This window comes from Luteolibacter pohnpeiensis, from assembly GCF_016595435.1.
GTDB classification, from domain to species: Bacteria; Verrucomicrobiota; Verrucomicrobiia; order Verrucomicrobiales; family Akkermansiaceae; genus Luteolibacter; species Luteolibacter pohnpeiensis.
The window spans coordinates 1-15861 of the sequence record NZ_JAENIJ010000023.1 but is presented as its reverse complement, the minus strand read 5'-3'; the positions used below and the strand labels follow the sequence as shown (position 1 = coordinate 15861).

The following is a 15861-nucleotide window of genomic DNA, read 5'->3' as shown; positions in this document are numbered from 1 at the left end:
ACAACGAAGCATGAAGCTGACCTTTAGCCAACAGCACAAATCAATCTCCAGCCTTCCCACAGCAGAACTCCCAAACTTTGTGGTAATCACTGGGAAGAATGGATCCGGGAAAACGCACCTGCTGGAGGCGATTAAATCCAGAGCTGTATTAGTCGAGGATTTGCCTCGAGCAGATGGGAACATTCTCTCATTTGATTGGGGCAACTTCGCAGCAAAAGTCACTGATAACGCTAGCCCGGATCAGATTTACAAACAGCGGGAGCAGGCGATCACCAAAGCTGTCAAATCGCAAGCCAACCACGGCAAGGAACTCACAAATTACTTCCTGCAGAACAAAGTGACTGGAAAGGCGGAAATTGCTGATCCTCATTGGCTTGCGAAAGCTGCTCAGGAGGAGATTAAAGCTGCGCTCCTAATGTGCACTCGAAATGGGACACCTTTCGATGAGGGCTCAGCGAAAGCATTCGCGAATTCATTCGAAACGCACAGGCAGCGGATTGTCGCTGGGTTCAAATCCAACCTCGATCAGTACGGGGACTTGAGGGCTATGCTCGAATCGCGGGCTGTAGAGCTCGGGATCTCACCCCTCTCCGTGTCTGAACAGGAGTTGCGGTCACACTTTCCGTTGACCTGGAATGCAACGAACACCCTACAGCTTGAATTTGCGAACTGGTTCTCCGCATGGCACGCCGCATACGAATACAATAAGATCAACAAGTACTACCATACTCAAGAGGGGGATAGTGACCGCCATTACCTTGAGGATGAGGCTTTCGACCGGCTTTATGGAAATGCCCCATGGGATATCGCCAACGAAGTCCTAGCGAACGCCGGTTTCCGCCACCGGTTCACACGCCCGAAGAATAAAATTGGGAATCTTGACCAGCAGTTCCAACTGCGCTTGGAAGACCCGGAAGACGGGACGCTAATTAAGACCGATGAACTCTCTTCTGGAGAGAAGATTCTCTTGGCAATTACACTGATGCTTTACCAAGCCAGTGGTGACCTGAGCCTCGTCAAGCTCCCGAAACTCCTTCTCTTGGACGAAGTGGATGCTCCTCTTCATCCATCATTCACTCGATCGCTCATTGGAACTCTCGTTGGCAAATTCGTTAATGAGCTCAACGTGGCAGTCATTATGACGACCCATTCTCCGAGCACAGTCGCGCTGGCACCAGAGGAGAGCGTCTTCGAGCTTGTTCGGAAACCTAGGGAAATCCGCCGATGCTCGGTGAGTAATGCGACACAAATCCTTTCTGCGGGGTTTGTTACGGTAACCTCATCTGACGTGATGGTGATCACCGAATCCAGTGCCGACCCAGAGTATCATCAGCCAGTCTATGCCGCGCTTGTTTCAGAGAAACTAGTGGACCCAAATCCATCTCTCACTTTTATTGCCGCGAGCACTAGGGGAGACGATGGGGTTGGAGGGGGATGCTCACAAGTCCGGAACTGGGCACCTAAGCTCCACATTCTTGGCCTCGAACGCTTTCGTGGATTGATAGACAAGGATGGGACAAATCAACCGGATGCGATTATCAGTGTGCTCGGTCGATATAGCGTCGAGAATTACCTTTATGATCCGCTGACATTGGCAGCATATCTGGTTCATCGAGGAGTATCGGAACCTTTCGTGGCGAATCCAACTGATCTGCAGCAGATCAGGGATTTTGTGAATCCATCGAAAGGGAAGGTTGCGTCATACGTCAGGTCGTTATGCTCCTGGTTAGAAGGAGAAACGTCGATTGCTGGTATCGCTTCTTCGAGTCTGGTTTCTTGCGATTACCTTGGATTTCAGGGGATCGGTATTCCGGAGTGGTGGCTCACAACACGGGGTCACGATGTCGAGACGATGATTCGGGCACCCTTGAATAGGTTGGGCTCGGCCACGGGCAGGGGAGCCCTGTTGAAAGAGGGCAAGCGAGATGAGCTGATTAGATTTCAGTCCGCGACCTATCCAGAGCTTATTTCGCGTGACTTAATTGCAATCTTCGAGGGGCTTCGGCAACCACCCACTCCGGTTCCATGAACAACGACACCTCGGCCATCGTCTCCAAAGTCTGGAACTACGCCCACGTCCTCAAGAACGCGGGGGTTGGTTACGGCGACTACGTCGAGCAGATCACTTACCTGCTTTTCCTCAAGCTCGCCGACGAGATGACCGAGCTGGGCTTCGACAACCCGATCCCCGCCGAGTTCCAGTGGTCCGAGCTTTCCAGCCGGAGCGGCGACGACCTTGAAGTCCACTACCGCCACACCCTCGAGAACCTCGGCAAGGAGCCCGGCCTGGTCGGCATCATCTTCCGCAAGGCCCAGAACAAGATCGCCAACCCCTCCGACCTCGCCCGCGTCATCAAGATGATCGCCGACGAGGATTGGTCCGGCATGGACGTCGACATCAAGGGCGCCATCTACGAAGGCCTGCTCGAAAAGACTGCCAGCTCCTCCGACAAGGGCGCCGGCCAGTACTTTACGCCCCGCTCCCTCATCCGCGCCATCGTCGAGGTCATGCAGCCCCAGCCGGGGCAACTCATCGGCGACCCCGCCTGCGGCACCGGCGGCTTCCTCCTCGCCGCCCACGACCACATCCAGCAGCACCACAAGCTCGACAAGGCCGCCCGCAAGCACCTCAAGACGCAGGCCCTCCACGGCAACGACATCGTCCCCGCCGTCGTCAGCCTCTGCGCCATGAACCTCTACCTGCACGGCATCGGTTCCACCAGCAACGGCGAGGCCCCCATCACCGAAGGCGACGCCCTCGCCAAGCCCAGCGGCCGGAAGTTCGACATGATCCTGGCAAATCCTCCCTTCGGCAAGAAGGGCGGCTACACCATCGTCGGCGACGACGGCCGGATCACCACCGAGAAGCAGGAATACGAGCGCGACGAGTTCTGGGCCACCACCAGCAACAAGCAGCTCAACTTCCTCCAGCACATCGTCAGCGAGCTCAAGATCGGCGGCAGCGCGGCCGTCGTCCTCCCCGACAACGTCCTCTTCGAAAGCGGAGCCGGCGAAACCATCCGCCGCAACCTCCTCAAGCGCTGCAACGTCCACACCCTCCTGCGCCTCCCCACCGGCATCTTCTACGCCCAGGGCGTGAAGGCGAACGTCCTCTTCTTCGAGAAGAAGGGCGCCAGCGAGGCCCCGTGGACCAAGGACCTCTGGATCTACGACCTCCGCACCAACCAGCACTTCACCCTCAAGACGAATCCCCTCAAGGAGAGCGACCTCGACGATTTCAAGGCGGCCTACAAACCCGGAGCCTTCGCCAAGCGCCAGGAGACCGAGCGTTTCAAGAAATTCACCTACGACGAGATCGTCGCGCGGGACAAAGCCAACCTCGACATCTTCTGGCTCAAGGACGAGAGCCTCGAAGACACCGAGAACCTCCCGCCTCCGGCCGAACTCGCCGCCGAAATCGTCGAAAGCCTCGAAGCCGCCCTGGAAGAGTTCCGTGCGGTGGAGGAAGCGCTGACACAGTCCGAAAGTGGGAAATAGCTATTTCAGACTGAATCTAACCCGACGGCTGTGTCCTATTGCTCTGCCAGCTTCCTTTATCGCCAATCATCACAAGATAAACTGAGACCAGCAAACTATAGTATATCCTGCTTGATCGCGGCCTATCTCATTTCAGCTCCTGCCGGGATTTCTCCTGATGAAATGGATTGATCCTGGCAGCCCAGTCTTCCCGTCAATCTCCTGCCCGCTCCACCTCACTCTGCTGAGTGAGCCGTGTGGTCGTTGACGGGTGCGCCATGCGGGCTGCCTTCCCGGTTCTCAATCCCATCAGGGAGAAACCCGAACCAAAAGGAGCTTCCCATGTTGGTAGCCTATGAAAACCAAAATTTATCTTCTCCGTCTACACGATCCAATCAATTGATCCATGGCGATTGCATCGACGTCTTATCACAACTTCCTTCAGCTTGTGCTGATCTTGCCATCACGGATCCACCCTATCTGGTCAATTATCGCGATCGCTCAGGTCGCACGATCCTCGGTGACAACCAATCCGATTGGCTCAAGCCTGCTTTTGCCGCCATTCACCGGGCACTGAAGAATGACTCATTTCTCATCAGCTTTTATGGCTGGAATAAAGTCGACTTGTTTATGGATGCGTGGAAACGCGCCGGATTCACTCCTGTCGGTCACATCGTCTGGCAGAAGCGCTATGCATCCAATTCCCGATTCCTTTCCTACACTCATGAGCAGGCCTACCTGCTTGCAAAAGGTCGTCCGCCTTTGCCGGATACTCCGCTCTCGGATGTCCAACCATGGCACTATTCCGGCAATGCACTGCATCCCAATCAAAAGTCCGTTCGGGTCATTGAACCACTGATCCAATCTTTTTCCCGCCCAGGCGATCTGATCCTCGATCCATTTTGCGGTAGCGGAACCACCGCCGTTGCAGCCAAACAAACTGGTCGCCGTTATCTGGCCATCGAAAAGAGCGATGAGTATCATGCAATCGCGGCAAAACGATTGGCATAACCATGCTCTCACTACCGGGAGCGTAGTAGTAAATCTTCGCTCTCGGTTCTACTAAGGTTTCTGGCGGCGGCTTTTCCTGCTCGGTGGGGGCTGGAAAGTCGCCGCTTCATCTGAATGTTCGACTTTTAGCAACTCCAGGCTTGGCACATCGCATCATTTAGTCCTTTCTGATACAACGCTCTAAATCTGGTAGTCTATGTTGCGTGAATTACTCGGAAAATCCTCAACTCCCCCGCCCTTGCCCGGTGGTGGTGATGCCATCCTCGGTGATCTCTTGCGCGGTGAGGAAGGTCGACGGCATGGCGACAGTCATTCGGCCCGCAATTACTTTGAGCGCCCGGAGTTGATCGCCCAAGCTGGCTTTCAAGACGGCGCGGGCGATAATTTCCTCGGCATCATCGGCGGTAAATCAGAACGGGTGAAGCGAACCGATGGCAGGGTTGAATCCATCACCCGTGGTGGGGTTCCCATCGGCAGCAAGGATGATCGGCACCGCACGCTGGTCGCCGGTTCCCGCTCTGGCAAAGGTCGATGCGTGCTCATCCCCGAGTTACTCACCTACGGCGGATCAATGATCGTGCTTGATGTGAAGGGCGAAAATGCCGCGATCACCGCGCGGTGGAGGGCTCAAAAACTCGGCCAACAGGTGTGCATCCTTGATCCATTCCAGATCACTCCTGCTCACTGCTCCCAGTACCGCGCTCGCTATAATCCGCTCAGCATTCTCGATCCCTTGAGCCTAACTCTGGTCGAAGACGCCGGGCTCATTGCCGATGCCTTGATTGTCGCGCAAAACAGCAAAGACTCCCACTGGGATGAAACCGCCAAGGCGTTCATTGAGGGAGTCATCCTCCACGTGGCCTGCGGTGAATTCTCCCCGGACGAACGAAACCTGGTCACGGTGGCCGAGTTGATTGCCGGGAAACAGGGTTCGCTCAATCTGCTGTTGGATGAAATGGAAGAAGCCGGAGGCCCGGACAACCGCGTCGCGGCTGCCGCGCGGATGATCCGCGACATGGGCGACAACGAACGTGGATCGGTCCTGTCCAATGCTCGCAAGAACCTCAAATTCCTCGATTACGACGCGATGCAGGCATCCCTCTCCGGCCACGATTTCAATCTTTCCGATCTGAAAACCAAGCCACTTACGATTTATCTCGTACTTCCCGCCACCCGCATGGCGACCTGCCGCCAGTGGCTGCGTTTGTTTGTGAACATGACATTGGCTGCGATCGAAAAGTCCCCTGCCCGTCCGAAATACGCAGTACAGATGATTTTGGACGAGATGCCGGTGCTCGGCCACATGAAGGAATTGGAAAGTGCGATCGGCCAGATGGCCGGGCTTGGACTGCGGATTACTTCCGTGCTGCAAGATCTGGGACAGCTCAAAGCCATCTACAAAGATCGCTTTGAGACTTTTCTCGGCAACAGCGGCATCCTGCAATTCTTCGGCAATGTCGATTTCTTCACTTCGGAATGGATCAGCAAGTATCTCGGCAGCACCACCATTCGGGTCGAAGAAAGAGGGGCAAACTCGATCGACGCCCGTAGCAAGGGGGCAAGCGGATCAAGCTTTCGCAACCACATCCAGGAGCTCATGACCCCGGAAGAAGTGCGCCGTTTCTTCGCCCGGGATGATCACTACAATCGTCAGCTCGTCTGCATTCCGGGCAAGCGTCCCTTTATCCTGCAGCGAGCCAATTACGATCAACACGAACTCTTTCGCGGTCGATTTGATGTCTGGCAAAGTTAAGCCAGATCAAACCGCACCGGCACGGGATGGGTCGTAGTCGAGGTCAGCCGGATCATTCTCAATTCCGAGACGAAGCGCCATGTTCGCGTTCTCGACCATCAGCCTGGCGCGTTGGGTCGGAAAGATACTCGCCACTTTGACTGAGCGCGAGTCATCCACCACCAACATCAGCTGCTGGCTTTCCTGATAGACTTCGGATTTCGCCCCTTCAATCGGTTGGGTGGCAAAGGTCAGGTTCACATCGCGCTTCATCCTCAATCTTGGATACCATCCACCGATCCGGACCCGATCCTCTTTAATGATCATCCGCAGCCGGGAACCCAAAAGGATGCGCGTCAGATTGTGCCCCGACTTTTTCTCAAATCTCCACACCAGCCCGAAGAATATCAGACCTATCCAGATCGGCCAGCGGTCCAAATGATGAGAGCCATGATTCAGTCGATCAATGTAGCTGTAGCCATTGACCAGATAGAGCACAAAATCCATGAGCAGGATGAAGACCGCCAGTTTCCACAAAAGGATGAGCGGTTTATAAATAAAGCGTAGTATCATTCGCAGTCGCCATGGACTTAAAATCCGCGCAGATAGCGTTAACTTTCCACGGCTGCGGGAAACTTTCGGCCAGGAGTGAAGTCTTGAATCTTTAATCGAGCTCATCGTGCATTGCCGCGGGCGGCCTGGTTGAATTGATCCTTGAGTCTTTCTGGCCGCGTGACATCTGCAATGAACGCCCGCTTTTCCTTGAGCGATTCCTGCCTTGCCTGTTCGATCGCCGCTTTCTGCTGGGCCGCATAAGCTAAGCGCGCATTACGCTCCGCCTCCTTCGCCAGTTGCTCACGCGTTACCGTCGGCAGGTGCTTTGGCTTTAATTCCGGGTGATGCTCACGATTTTTCTTGTCGATCAGATCACGCTTCATCGCTTCGACAGATGGCTCGCGATTTTTCTCAAACCGCTCATGAATCTCATCCTGTTTCTTTTGTTCCTCGCGCTCAAGGCGACGATAGGCACGATCCAGCAAGGGGCTCTTTAAAGCCGCAACTTTGAGTCGGAGTTGATCTTCTTCCGATAAGGATGCCGCCTGATTGAATGCAGGCGTCACCGTCTTTGGATTTGAATTTTGCATCATCAAGGAGTGATGTGGTATGTTAGTAATTAACAAATCATAACCATTACCTATAACGAACTATAAGGAACGGCTGATGCGCGAAGATACAGTTGAGTATGAAATAAAATTAATGAAAATCTCCGCACGTGGCGAGTGGATTGTTGCCGATGCGGCAAAAAAGTTTGAGGAAGCCGGGTTTAATGCAGCGCTCACCGCTCATTATTTTTTCCTTCACGGAGTCCTTAACTGCTTCCCAACCATGGACATCTATGATCAGGCGGAGTTATTGCATCTGATGGACCGCTTCACAGTTGAAAAGTTAAGTGATCTCATTCGCGATGGGATTGATATTGATAAAACCCCATTCGCGATGGATCAGGAAGCGCTCGACGACTGAATTAAATCATCGCCCGCGATCTTCTTTGCCGCGCTGGCGGATGGTGGATTTTTCTTTCTGCATCGACTCATAGCGTTTGCGTTCGTCATGCAATCGATCGCGCAAGGCCTTGCGGTGTTCCGTTCGCAGTGGCTTGCCAAAACGGTCAATCACGTGATCGGTATCTTCGGGACGGAAGTGGGAATCTTGGGAAGAGTTCATCAATTCAATGGGTTGGAATTCAAGTAATCGGCAAACGCTTGCCGGGCCAGAGTGATCCAGTCACCGATGGTGCTGGAGGGACGCCCCATGATCTTGGCGATTTCCTGAAACGTGTAGCCGCACCAGGCATGCAGCCAAAGCGCTTCCTGATGTTCGGTAGGTAAATCGACTTGATACTCGGCGAAGAAGCGGGCTTTGAACTCGGCTTGTTCCTCATCGGTATAAGGCTCATGGCTGCTTTGGGTTGGGCATTCCGGAGTTTCCTCTACAATCAGCACCGGATTGCGGCGTTGCTTGCGATAGTGATCGATAAACAACTGGTAAGCCTTGCGGCGAAGCGCACCCAGATGCTCGATGTGTTCGCTGCGAAAGCGGTGCAAAACATACACCCATAAATCGCTGTGAATGGCTTCGGCATCGTGGCGGTTTTTGGTGAGCGAGGTGAGGTAATCCAACAGGTAGGAGCCATGGCTATCGATTGCATGTTCCACTTTAGCCAGGCGTTCATCAAAGCTCTCGGATGACTCTAGCGTCGGATTGGGAATTTCGGCGTGCGTCTCCATGAGTTCATCGCCCTCCCCGGTTTTGATCTTTGCCGACTTCCAGTCCGCGATCGAGGCGGTGTTGCTCAAGATAACCATGTAGGCTGATTCCCATATCGCGCTCGAATAGCTGGCCGATTTGATCGCGGGCAGCTTGCTCGCTAATCCCCTTGCCTGCTGCGTAGCCGATCGAAAAATCCTTCAGTTGGTATTTATAGCGACCTCGCATGTCGATACCGTCACGCAGGCTGGAAACGATTTTCTTTTCCATATGATGCTGACGATCCTTTGCATCAATTTCATGATTGGCAGGATCCAGCGTTGCAGTTGAGTGATCTGGTCCCGTGTAGTTGGTTTCGGTTGGTTCCATCGTCTTGGTTTTAGGGTTACATAAGAAAGACGTTTGGGATGCTGGGTTTAACCGGCACCCATGGGATTTTTCCAAACTTTGGAAATGGTGATTCCGCTTTGTTGGCGATGCGCAGCACAAACGATACCGTTCTCATCGAAATAGGAATATATTGACAACATGTCATCAGTTATGATATGACGGCTACTATTCATGCAACAACTGCGCGTGCAGCGCATCGAAGCCCGGTCGGCAAATGACCGGGCTTTTTTGTGTCCGGATTTCCGGTTCCCTGCCCGCGCATCATAGCCAAAGGAGGCATCAATGGCTCAGAGCCAATGGAGGAAGGGCGACCTCAAATCCGTCCACGAACGCGTCACCGCACGCATCATTGAACGACTGGAAGAAGGTGTCGTGCCGTGGCATTCGCCACACACCGCAACGGTCGGGTTTCCGGCCAACTATCAATCGGGGAAACCGTATCGCGGCATCAATGTGATGCTGCTTGCCATGGCAGGATACACTTCGCCCTGGTTCATGACCTACAAACAAGCCCAGGAACGTGGAGGTCAGGTCCGCAAAGGCGAGAAAGGATATCTGGTGGTCAAGTTCGGCACTTACGCAAAGGAAGTCGAAGATGGCCTGGAAGAGCAAAGGAAGTTTCTGCGCCAATACACCGCGTTCAACGCGAGCCAGATTGACGGCATCGAGTTTCCTGAACCCATCCTTCCAGAGTTTACTCCGAGCCAACGAACCGGAGCTGCTGCATGCATCGTAAAGAACATGCCCAATCCGCCAGCGATCCACGAAGGCAGGTCCGTGCGCACCTGTTACGATCCAGCAAACGATGCGGTGGAAATTCCGCATCGATCGCATTTCGAAAGTGAAGAGCGGTTTTACAAAAGCCTGTTCCATGAATTGGTTCATTCGACTGGATCGGCGAAACGGCTGGCCCGAAAAACCTTGCTCGATAACCGAGGGGTTTCGATGTCGGACAAGACGATCTATTCCAAAGAGGAGCTGGTCACGGAAATCGGCGCTGCCTTTCTTTGCGCGCAAGCGGGCATCGTGATCGACGATCATGAAAACTCAGCTGCCTACATCCAGTCGTGGCTTCGGGTTCTCAAAGCGCCCAGCAATCAGCGGATGATCATCGAGGCCGCCGGACAGGCGCAAAAGGCAGTCGATTATATCATGAAAGCGGAGCCGATGAGATGACCGGCATGGAAATCAGGGAACGCCCGTTTTCTTGCACAACCCTGGCGGAGCGGTGGGGCGTGTGCAGACAAACGATCCACAACATGATTCGCGCAAATCAGATCGAAAATACCTTTCAAGTCGGAAAGATGGTTAGAATCCCAGCATGGGAAGTAAGGAGAATTGAACAATGTGGAATGATCAACCCGTCTTATATCGAGGCAAATACTATGCCGTCACTGGCAGTGGAAATGACAAAAGAAGACGATCACTTGGAACGGCTAAGCTGGACCTGGCGAGGAGTCGATTAGCGGACCTGCGTAGTATGCCGGACAAGAGTCCATTGCTGGTCGGCGACATTTTACCTTTATATCGCCAGCACAAAGAAGACAGCCGTGATCGCCTGAAATATATGTGAAAGGACTGGAACCGCATTTCGGGCATTTGCGTCCTGATCAAATCACTCGAAAAACTTGTCTCGCCTACCGCGAAGCTCGCCAAGTTGGCGATGGGACGATCATTCGAGAACTTGGAGCCTTGAGGGCAGCCTTGCGCTGGCATGATCCAAATACGCCTGCTGTTTTTGAGTTTCCAGCCACTCCACCGCCTCGTAGTCGGCATTTGACGCGTGAGGAGCTCTCCCGATTGCTTGAAGCCTGCGAGCAGCCACACATCCGCCTTTACATCATTCTGGCCCTTTGCACGGGGGCCAGAAAAGGTGCGCTGCTGGAACTTACCTGGGACCGCACCGATTTGGTCAATGGACTGATTGATCTCGGAGTCGGTGAAGCCAATAAAGGGCGTGCGACTGTGCCGATCAATCAGACAGCCCGAGAGGCACTTGAAGAGGCCCGCAAAGCCAGCATGAGCGATCACGTGATCGAGTATCGCGGCAAACCCCTAAAGGACATCAAGCGTGGATTTCAGACGGCAGCAAAGGCTGCGGGACTTGAAGACGTTTATCCCCACGCGCTGCGCCACACGGCTGCGGTGTGGATGGCGGAAGATGGAATTGCGATGTCAGAGATCGCCCAATACCTCAGCCACAGCTCAACCCGCATTACGGAAAAAGTGTATGCCCGCTATTCACCGAACTATTTAAGGAAGGCGGCTTCATCGCTGGAGCTGGGTGCAATTGCACCCTTTTTTCAAGATGAACCGGAACGGTGCACTCCCCGGAAACCTAAGGAGAGTGTGGCGCGAGTGACGGGACTTGAACCCGCGGCCTCCGCCGTGACAGGGGCCTACGCCATCGTCCAAAGGGTCAATTACGGACCATTTGGGTCCAAAAGGCGTCCATTTGGACAAGAACAGGTGAAGAACGTCCATTGCCTGGGGTGCAATTGCACCCCAGAGATTTCATTAAATGAAAAAACACCCGTTCAGCCAATCCGCCTTAAAGATCGGTTTCATGACGCCGTGGGTTCATCGCAAGATTACTCATTCATGGCTTCGGAGAAGAGAGGCCGAACTTGAGATCGACGGACTCGAATGGATTATGATGTCAAACTCTGAGCGTGCGTACCCAAGTGCGAGGAATACAGCTATATTTCTGGAAATTCCTGCGCCGCAACATCCTGTTTGCTGTTCAGGACGCGCACGACCACCAGCGAATCTTCGACGACCCGAAAGTAGAAGCAGCGCCCTCGATATGGCAGGCCACGCAAGCCGGGACTAACTTCATCACGCGGCGAACCACACAAACCTTTGCCTGCATGCTCGAATAGCTGCTCGATGAGATCCCGTGTGAATCGTTCCGCTGAAACCGGACTCGCCTTTTCGTTGGCGATGTAATCGTGAATTCCACGAAGGTCCGCTTCTGCGCTTTCGGTAAGGACGAGTCGGAAAGGCTTCAAGGCAGCTTCCTATGCTGTGATTGTATCAAATAGAGAATCCGCGCTGCGGTATTCGCGCATGCGTCCGGCCTCTATATCAGCATCGCCCGCGGCAATGTCCTGCCGGAGCTTTTCCAGTCGAAGGCAGCGCTCTTCCTCGTCGCGAGCCATCCGCGCAAGCGCAGCGCGATGCACCTCGCTGGCATTGTTGAAAAGCCCGGTCTCGACCTGCTGTTTCACGAAACGATCGAGGGTATCAGTGAGATTGACGTTCTGAGTCGGCATGGCGTTTTCCTTCCTGTTGCTAAGTTCAGGATAGCACCAATTGGCAATGATTGTCAATCCTACTGGAGCCGCACATCGCTCACTATTCCCCCTCTTCGGAGGGTTTTTCATTTTCACCCACCTTTATCGAAAGGATACTCTATGCTCTTTGACCCACCACAGGCCATCTTGGGCCGCCAAATGCACCTAAACGGTCGCCACCACTCGCCGAGCTCGATTTGCAGGATAGCAAGATGTGGTTATTCGTGCCAAATAACCTTCCATCTTGGCAAGGGCTGGACTGACCGTCCCCCCGTTGCATCCCCCCGGTATTTTCGGCGAACCACGTCGCCGATTTCACCGCGCATCCGGTTACGCCAGACGCTCCGTGCGTCTCGGGAGGTGTAGCATGGCACGTCCTACTCTCACCTCCGATCGTCACCGCGTGCACCGCATCGTGTTCCGCCTCACCTCAAGCGAATACGAGTGCTTACTTGAGCAAGCCTTGCAGCTCGGCCACCGCGTCAACGAACTCGCCCGAATGCTCGTCATCTCCTCACTTGAGGTCGGCGAGGACGAACGCACGCTTGATCCAGCATTCGTTACCGGGCTCAATTACATCGGCCATAACCTCAACCAGATCACCAAGCGCATGCACATGACCGGGCGATTGTCGCCAAGTCTAACTGCGCTGTGTGAACGCATCGAAGCCCTCATCGACGAAGCTACTGCCAAGGAGTTCAACTAATGGTCCCCAGACTCGCAGCACAGGGATGTTCCTTCCACGGAGCATTCCTATACTATTTCCACGACAAGCAGGCTAAAACCAGCCAGCGTGTCGCATGGACCGAAACGCTCAACATGGTCACGAGCAAAGTCGAGAAGGCTTGGAAGGTCATGGCCTACACCGCCAAGAACCAGGACAGGCTAAAAGAAGTGAGCCAGCAGAAACGCTCAGGCGCAAAGCTCAAAAATCCAGTGCTTGCGTTTTCCTTGAGCTGGCATCCCGAACAAAAGCCAAACCGCGAGAGCATGATGGAGGCCGCTCTCACCTCACTAGAGAAGCTTGGGCTCAGCGATCACGAGACGATGATCGCCTGTCACACCGATGAACCACAGCCGCACATTCATGTCGTCGTGAACAAGGTCCATCCCCGCACCGGATTGGTCGCATGCCTCAAGCACAGCAAACGCAAGCTTCAGGATTGGGTGCGGGAATATCAGAAAAAGGAAAAGACAAACTACTGTCCGCAACGTGAACTCAATCACCAGAAACGGGAGAAAGGAAAAAAGACCCGCTACGCCAATCCGGCAATCGTTGAAGCATGGAAAAACAGCCACGATGCAAAATCGTTCATGCAAGAACTTCAGGACAAAGGCTACCAATTGGCCCAAGGCCGCAAGCGTCTCGTGCTGGTCGATCCCTATGGCAAGACTTCCAATCCCGTCCGTGATTTAAAATCGGCGTTCGGCAGGGAGTTCAAGGAGGCCGCGCTGCAGGAGCGGATGACGGACATCGATCCCTCATCGCTCCCGACACCAGAAGCAATTCTCGAACGTCGAAAGCGGCACGAGGAAAAGGTCGCGGCTCTTCTGACGCGGCAGACCGAAAAGCACCGCGGGGAGAGCATGGAGCTAGTGGTGCGTTTTCAGGATCTCATCGACCGTAAGCGAGACGAGCTGGCGACATTTTATCGCCTTAATGACAAGCTGAGCGAAATAGGCCACCTGCAAGACCAGCTTCAGAGTCCAGGCTTGGTTCAGCGGATTGGCTTCGTCCTTTTCCGCTCGGACCGAAAACTCAAGCTACAGTTTAATGTAGCAACAAAACAAATAGCCGTAGTGGAAGCTCGTATCGAACAAGCTCTCAGTGTATTAGAACAGGAACGAGAGCGCAAACTTCGTCATTTGGAGCTTCGTCAATCACGGGAATGCAAAATGCTCATCAAGAAGATTGATCAAGAGAGTTTGACGAGGAACGGTGATTCGTATCGCCATGTTGATCAGGCACGAGGCATCAAAAGGCCCGCACCTACATTTGACCATTGAACTACCAGAAAAGATTCACCCGGCTTTTTGCACTATGACCGCGTAGGCGTTGATTTTTGCAAACCCTCTTACCTTGCTATCGGTCTTGAGCAGAATGACGCCCATTTTAGGAGCTCGACTGGTGTCAGTAGGAGTGACGATCAATTCGTATTTACGGCCTTTTTTGATCTCGTTCAACTTACCCACAAATGTTTCAGAATCTAAAATAAACTCGTCAAGATTCACTTCCTGCCCATCCAAAACGCTGATCTCAATTGTTTTTGGCTCCAACTCAGCGCCAACGGCCCATTTTAAGGTCTTTGGTTTAAGTGAAATCAATTCGGGTTTGGAAATTTTCACGCTCAAGGATGCCGATGGCTTCGCCACATCGTCTCCTACTAAGTAAACCTCTAGATACTTGGTCGATTCTCCAACGATGCCACTGACATCTATATGAACTTGAATTGTGCCGGTTTCCCCGGGAGCATATTCCATCTTTTTGTCGAGCAGTTCAGTCGATGAACAACTACATCCCGTCGTCACTCCCTCAATGGTTTCTGTATACTCGGAAAGGTTGGTAAATGTAAAATCGACGACAGTTTCCTTTTGCCCGTACTCCGTCACAATTACTTGGTTTGGTTGTTCAAACTTTAGCTCAGCTGCCTCAGCGAAACCAACCCACAGAATCCCGCAAAACAACACCGCTACAAATCTCATGGCCTAACTTGTCGGATAGAATTGCATGAACGTCAATTCCACACATGCGACAAATTTAAAATGCAGCTTCATGGTGTTGGCGATCCCAGCATGAAGTTCGGGGACATCTGCATGTTGGACTTGTAGATCCACTATCGGTATCTGTCATAGACGGTAATTTATACTAACCTATCACGTCTAAGACCGAGTATGGAACGAGTACTGCGCGGAGCGGTTACATCTCGACGCGCGTTGGGGTGTAAAAGAACAACGAGGTTCACTACGGCTACAAGAACCACGTGAAGGCTGATGTAAAAACCAAGTTCGTTCGAGACTTCCGGGTCAGGTAGCCAGCTAAATACTGGCTATTGAGATGCTGCCACAGCCTCTCGATCGGATTAAAATCCGGGCTGTATGGCGGTAGATAAACCGGTCCGATTTGATGTCAGTCCAGACTCCGGGACTTGTGCCAGCTTGCATTGTCGAGCACCAGCACTAAGCTGGCCCCCAAAGTTCGGCCACTGATGGGCTATAAGAAGGTATGGTGGCGGGCTGCGGGAGAGCTTGGGATGATGATGGTTCCCAAATCAAGACTGGAGTGGAGGGGAACTCGAAAGCGGGAAGCTGGAGCGGAGGGGTGAGCACACAACGGAGCGTAGCGTGTTCCTTGAGGTAGATTTCCTCGTATTTGACGCTCCGCCACAGCCGTTCGATGAAGACGTTGTCCATCCATCGCCCGCGGCCATCCATGCTGATTTGCACACCGAGTTTCGTCAGCCGGCCGGTCCATTCGGCGGAGGTGAACTGGCAGCCCTGATCGGTGTTGAAGATCCCGGGAACCTTGCCGGTGGAACTCATGGCCTTTTCAAGTGCTTCCAGGCAGAGGTCAGTGCCCATGGTGTTGGAGACCGCCCAGCCGAGCACCTTGCGCGAGTGCCAGTCCATCACGGCGCACAGGTAGGCGTGGCCGCGTGGCATCGGCACATACGTGATGTCGGCGCACCA

At 53.6% G+C, this 15861-nt stretch carries 17 protein-coding genes and 2 pseudogenes; 9 read left to right on the top strand and 10 right to left on the bottom strand.

The annotated features are described in order from the left end of the window. The first annotated feature begins 10 nt into the window (after positions 1-10). From JIN85_RS13980 to JIN85_RS13965, 4 genes are all read left to right on the top strand, one after another. Positions 11-2029 carry an AAA family ATPase gene (locus tag JIN85_RS13980; protein WP_200271789.1) on the top strand — a complete coding sequence of 673 codons (2019 nt, stop codon included), beginning with the start codon at positions 11-13 and terminating at the stop codon, positions 2027-2029. Then, entirely contained in the window at positions 2026-3498 is a 1473-nt protein-coding gene (locus JIN85_RS13975; RefSeq protein ID WP_200271787.1) for a class I SAM-dependent DNA methyltransferase, read from the top strand. Before JIN85_RS13980 ends, JIN85_RS13975 begins: the two co-directional genes overlap by 4 nt. A gap of 321 nt (positions 3499-3819) precedes the next feature. After that, the gene (locus JIN85_RS13970) at positions 3820-4488 is read left to right on the top strand and encodes a DNA methyltransferase (RefSeq protein ID WP_200271785.1); all 669 of its coding nucleotides are present in this window, start codon (positions 3820-3822) and stop codon (positions 4486-4488) included. A gap of 196 nt (positions 4489-4684) precedes the next feature. After that, positions 4685-6241, top strand: a complete 1557-nt coding sequence (locus JIN85_RS13965; RefSeq protein WP_200271783.1) for a type IV secretory system conjugative DNA transfer family protein — start codon at positions 4685-4687, stop codon at positions 6239-6241. Between the two features lie 6 nt (positions 6242-6247). Here the strand turns inward: JIN85_RS13965 and JIN85_RS13960 are convergent, their stop codons facing one another. Continuing rightward, positions 6248-6793: a hypothetical protein gene (locus JIN85_RS13960; RefSeq protein WP_200271782.1), complete on the bottom strand. Its 546-nt coding sequence runs from the start codon at positions 6791-6793 to the stop codon at positions 6248-6250. A gap of 101 nt (positions 6794-6894) precedes the next feature. Further along, on the bottom strand, positions 6895-7368 hold the full coding sequence (locus tag JIN85_RS13955) for a hypothetical protein (RefSeq protein WP_200271780.1): 474 nt from the start codon (positions 7366-7368) through the stop codon (positions 6895-6897). A gap of 73 nt (positions 7369-7441) precedes the next feature. Between JIN85_RS13955 and JIN85_RS13950 the strand changes: the two genes are divergently transcribed. Further along, positions 7442-7744 (top strand): hypothetical protein, encoded by a 303-nt coding sequence (locus JIN85_RS13950; protein WP_200271778.1) that lies wholly within the window; start codon positions 7442-7444, stop codon positions 7742-7744. Between the two features lie 6 nt (positions 7745-7750). Here the strand turns inward: JIN85_RS13950 and JIN85_RS13945 are convergent, their stop codons facing one another. The 3 genes from JIN85_RS13945 to JIN85_RS13935 are packed head-to-tail and all read right to left on the bottom strand — an operon-like array spanning position 7751 to position 8857. Continuing rightward, a complete protein-coding gene (locus JIN85_RS13945; RefSeq protein WP_200271776.1) occupies positions 7751-7945 on the bottom strand; it encodes a hypothetical protein in 195 nt (64 codons plus the stop codon). Then, positions 7945-8508 (bottom strand): RNA polymerase sigma factor, encoded by a 564-nt coding sequence (locus JIN85_RS13940; protein WP_200271774.1) that lies wholly within the window; start codon positions 8506-8508, stop codon positions 7945-7947. The genes JIN85_RS13945 and JIN85_RS13940 overlap by 1 nt, the downstream gene beginning before the upstream one ends. Positions 8509-8512: 4 nt before the next feature. Then, positions 8513-8857 carry a hypothetical protein gene (locus JIN85_RS13935; RefSeq protein WP_200271772.1) on the bottom strand — a complete coding sequence of 115 codons (345 nt, stop codon included), beginning with the start codon at positions 8855-8857 and terminating at the stop codon, positions 8513-8515. A gap of 303 nt (positions 8858-9160) precedes the next feature. Here JIN85_RS13935 and JIN85_RS13930 point away from each other — a divergent pair, with 303 nt between their 5' ends. Together JIN85_RS13930 and JIN85_RS13925 are read left to right on the top strand one after the other, a co-directional pair. After that, complete coding sequence (locus tag JIN85_RS13930; protein ID WP_200271770.1) at positions 9161-10054, top strand: ArdC family protein; 894 nt, start codon at positions 9161-9163, stop codon at positions 10052-10054. Positions 10055-10447: 393 nt separating this feature from the next. After that, positions 10448-11509, top strand: coding sequence for a tyrosine-type recombinase/integrase (locus tag JIN85_RS13925; RefSeq protein WP_200271768.1), 1062 nt, complete (start codon positions 10448-10450; stop codon positions 11507-11509). 68 nt (positions 11510-11577) lie between these two features. On the opposite strand, the gene JIN85_RS13920 is transcribed toward JIN85_RS13925, so the two are convergent. Next, on the bottom strand, positions 11578-11889 hold the full coding sequence (locus tag JIN85_RS13920) for a type II toxin-antitoxin system RelE/ParE family toxin (protein ID WP_200271766.1): 312 nt from the start codon (positions 11887-11889) through the stop codon (positions 11578-11580). Positions 11890-11898: 9 nt separating this feature from the next. Beyond that, entirely contained in the window at positions 11899-12153 is a 255-nt protein-coding gene (locus JIN85_RS13915) for a type II toxin-antitoxin system ParD family antitoxin (protein WP_200271764.1), read from the bottom strand. A 388-nt stretch (positions 12154-12541) separates the two neighbouring features. Between JIN85_RS13915 and JIN85_RS13910 the strand changes: the two genes are divergently transcribed. After that, the gene (locus tag JIN85_RS13910) at positions 12542-12880 is read left to right on the top strand and encodes a plasmid mobilization protein (RefSeq protein ID WP_200271762.1); all 339 of its coding nucleotides are present in this window, start codon (positions 12542-12544) and stop codon (positions 12878-12880) included. A gap of 149 nt (positions 12881-13029) precedes the next feature. Further along, the gene (locus tag JIN85_RS13905) at positions 13030-14181 is read left to right on the top strand and encodes a relaxase/mobilization nuclease domain-containing protein (RefSeq protein ID WP_425494629.1); all 1152 of its coding nucleotides are present in this window, start codon (positions 13030-13032) and stop codon (positions 14179-14181) included. A 15-nt stretch (positions 14182-14196) separates the two neighbouring features. Here the strand turns inward: JIN85_RS13905 and JIN85_RS13900 are convergent, their stop codons facing one another. The 3 genes and pseudogenes from JIN85_RS13900 to JIN85_RS13890 all read right to left on the bottom strand — a co-directional run. Continuing rightward, positions 14197-14877, bottom strand: a complete 681-nt coding sequence (locus JIN85_RS13900; RefSeq protein ID WP_200271758.1) for a DUF1573 domain-containing protein — start codon at positions 14875-14877, stop codon at positions 14197-14199. Between the two features lie 292 nt (positions 14878-15169). Beyond that, positions 15170-15289 (bottom strand): annotated as a pseudogene (locus tag JIN85_RS22295) (transposase); the annotation flags it as partial. 218 nt (positions 15290-15507) lie between these two features. Next, a pseudogene (locus JIN85_RS13890) lies at positions 15508-15861 on the bottom strand (transposase); the annotation flags it as partial.

Bases quoted from the DNA above. Each gene is read 5' to 3' on its own strand.
- JIN85_RS13980 (WP_200271789.1), top strand. From the start codon at position 11: ATGAAGCTGACCTTTAGCCAACAGCACAAATCAATCTCCAGCCTTCCC.
- JIN85_RS13950 (WP_200271778.1), top strand. From the start codon at position 7,442: ATGCGCGAAGATACAGTTGAGTATGAAATAAAATTAATGAAAATCTCC.
- JIN85_RS13975 (WP_200271787.1), top strand. From the start codon at position 2,026: ATGAACAACGACACCTCGGCCATCGTCTCCAAAGTCTGGAACTACGCC.
- JIN85_RS13965 (WP_200271783.1), top strand. From the start codon at position 4,685: ATGTTGCGTGAATTACTCGGAAAATCCTCAACTCCCCCGCCCTTGCCC.
- JIN85_RS13935 (WP_200271772.1), bottom strand. From the start codon at position 8,857: ATGGAACCAACCGAAACCAACTACACGGGACCAGATCACTCAACTGCA.
- JIN85_RS13940 (WP_200271774.1), bottom strand. From the start codon at position 8,508: ATGGAGACGCACGCCGAAATTCCCAATCCGACGCTAGAGTCATCCGAG.
- JIN85_RS13945 (WP_200271776.1), bottom strand. From the start codon at position 7,945: ATGAACTCTTCCCAAGATTCCCACTTCCGTCCCGAAGATACCGATCAC.
- JIN85_RS13960 (WP_200271782.1), bottom strand. From the start codon at position 6,793: ATGATACTACGCTTTATTTATAAACCGCTCATCCTTTTGTGGAAACTG.
- JIN85_RS13930 (WP_200271770.1), top strand. From the start codon at position 9,161: ATGGCTCAGAGCCAATGGAGGAAGGGCGACCTCAAATCCGTCCACGAA.
- JIN85_RS13970 (WP_200271785.1), top strand. From the start codon at position 3,820: ATGTTGGTAGCCTATGAAAACCAAAATTTATCTTCTCCGTCTACACGA.
- JIN85_RS13955 (WP_200271780.1), bottom strand. From the start codon at position 7,368: ATGATGCAAAATTCAAATCCAAAGACGGTGACGCCTGCATTCAATCAG.
- JIN85_RS13910 (WP_200271762.1), top strand. From the start codon at position 12,542: ATGGCACGTCCTACTCTCACCTCCGATCGTCACCGCGTGCACCGCATC.
- JIN85_RS13900 (WP_200271758.1), bottom strand. From the start codon at position 14,877: ATGAGATTTGTAGCGGTGTTGTTTTGCGGGATTCTGTGGGTTGGTTTC.
- JIN85_RS13915 (WP_200271764.1), bottom strand. From the start codon at position 12,153: ATGCCGACTCAGAACGTCAATCTCACTGATACCCTCGATCGTTTCGTG.
- JIN85_RS13905 (WP_425494629.1), top strand. From the start codon at position 13,030: ATGGCCTACACCGCCAAGAACCAGGACAGGCTAAAAGAAGTGAGCCAG.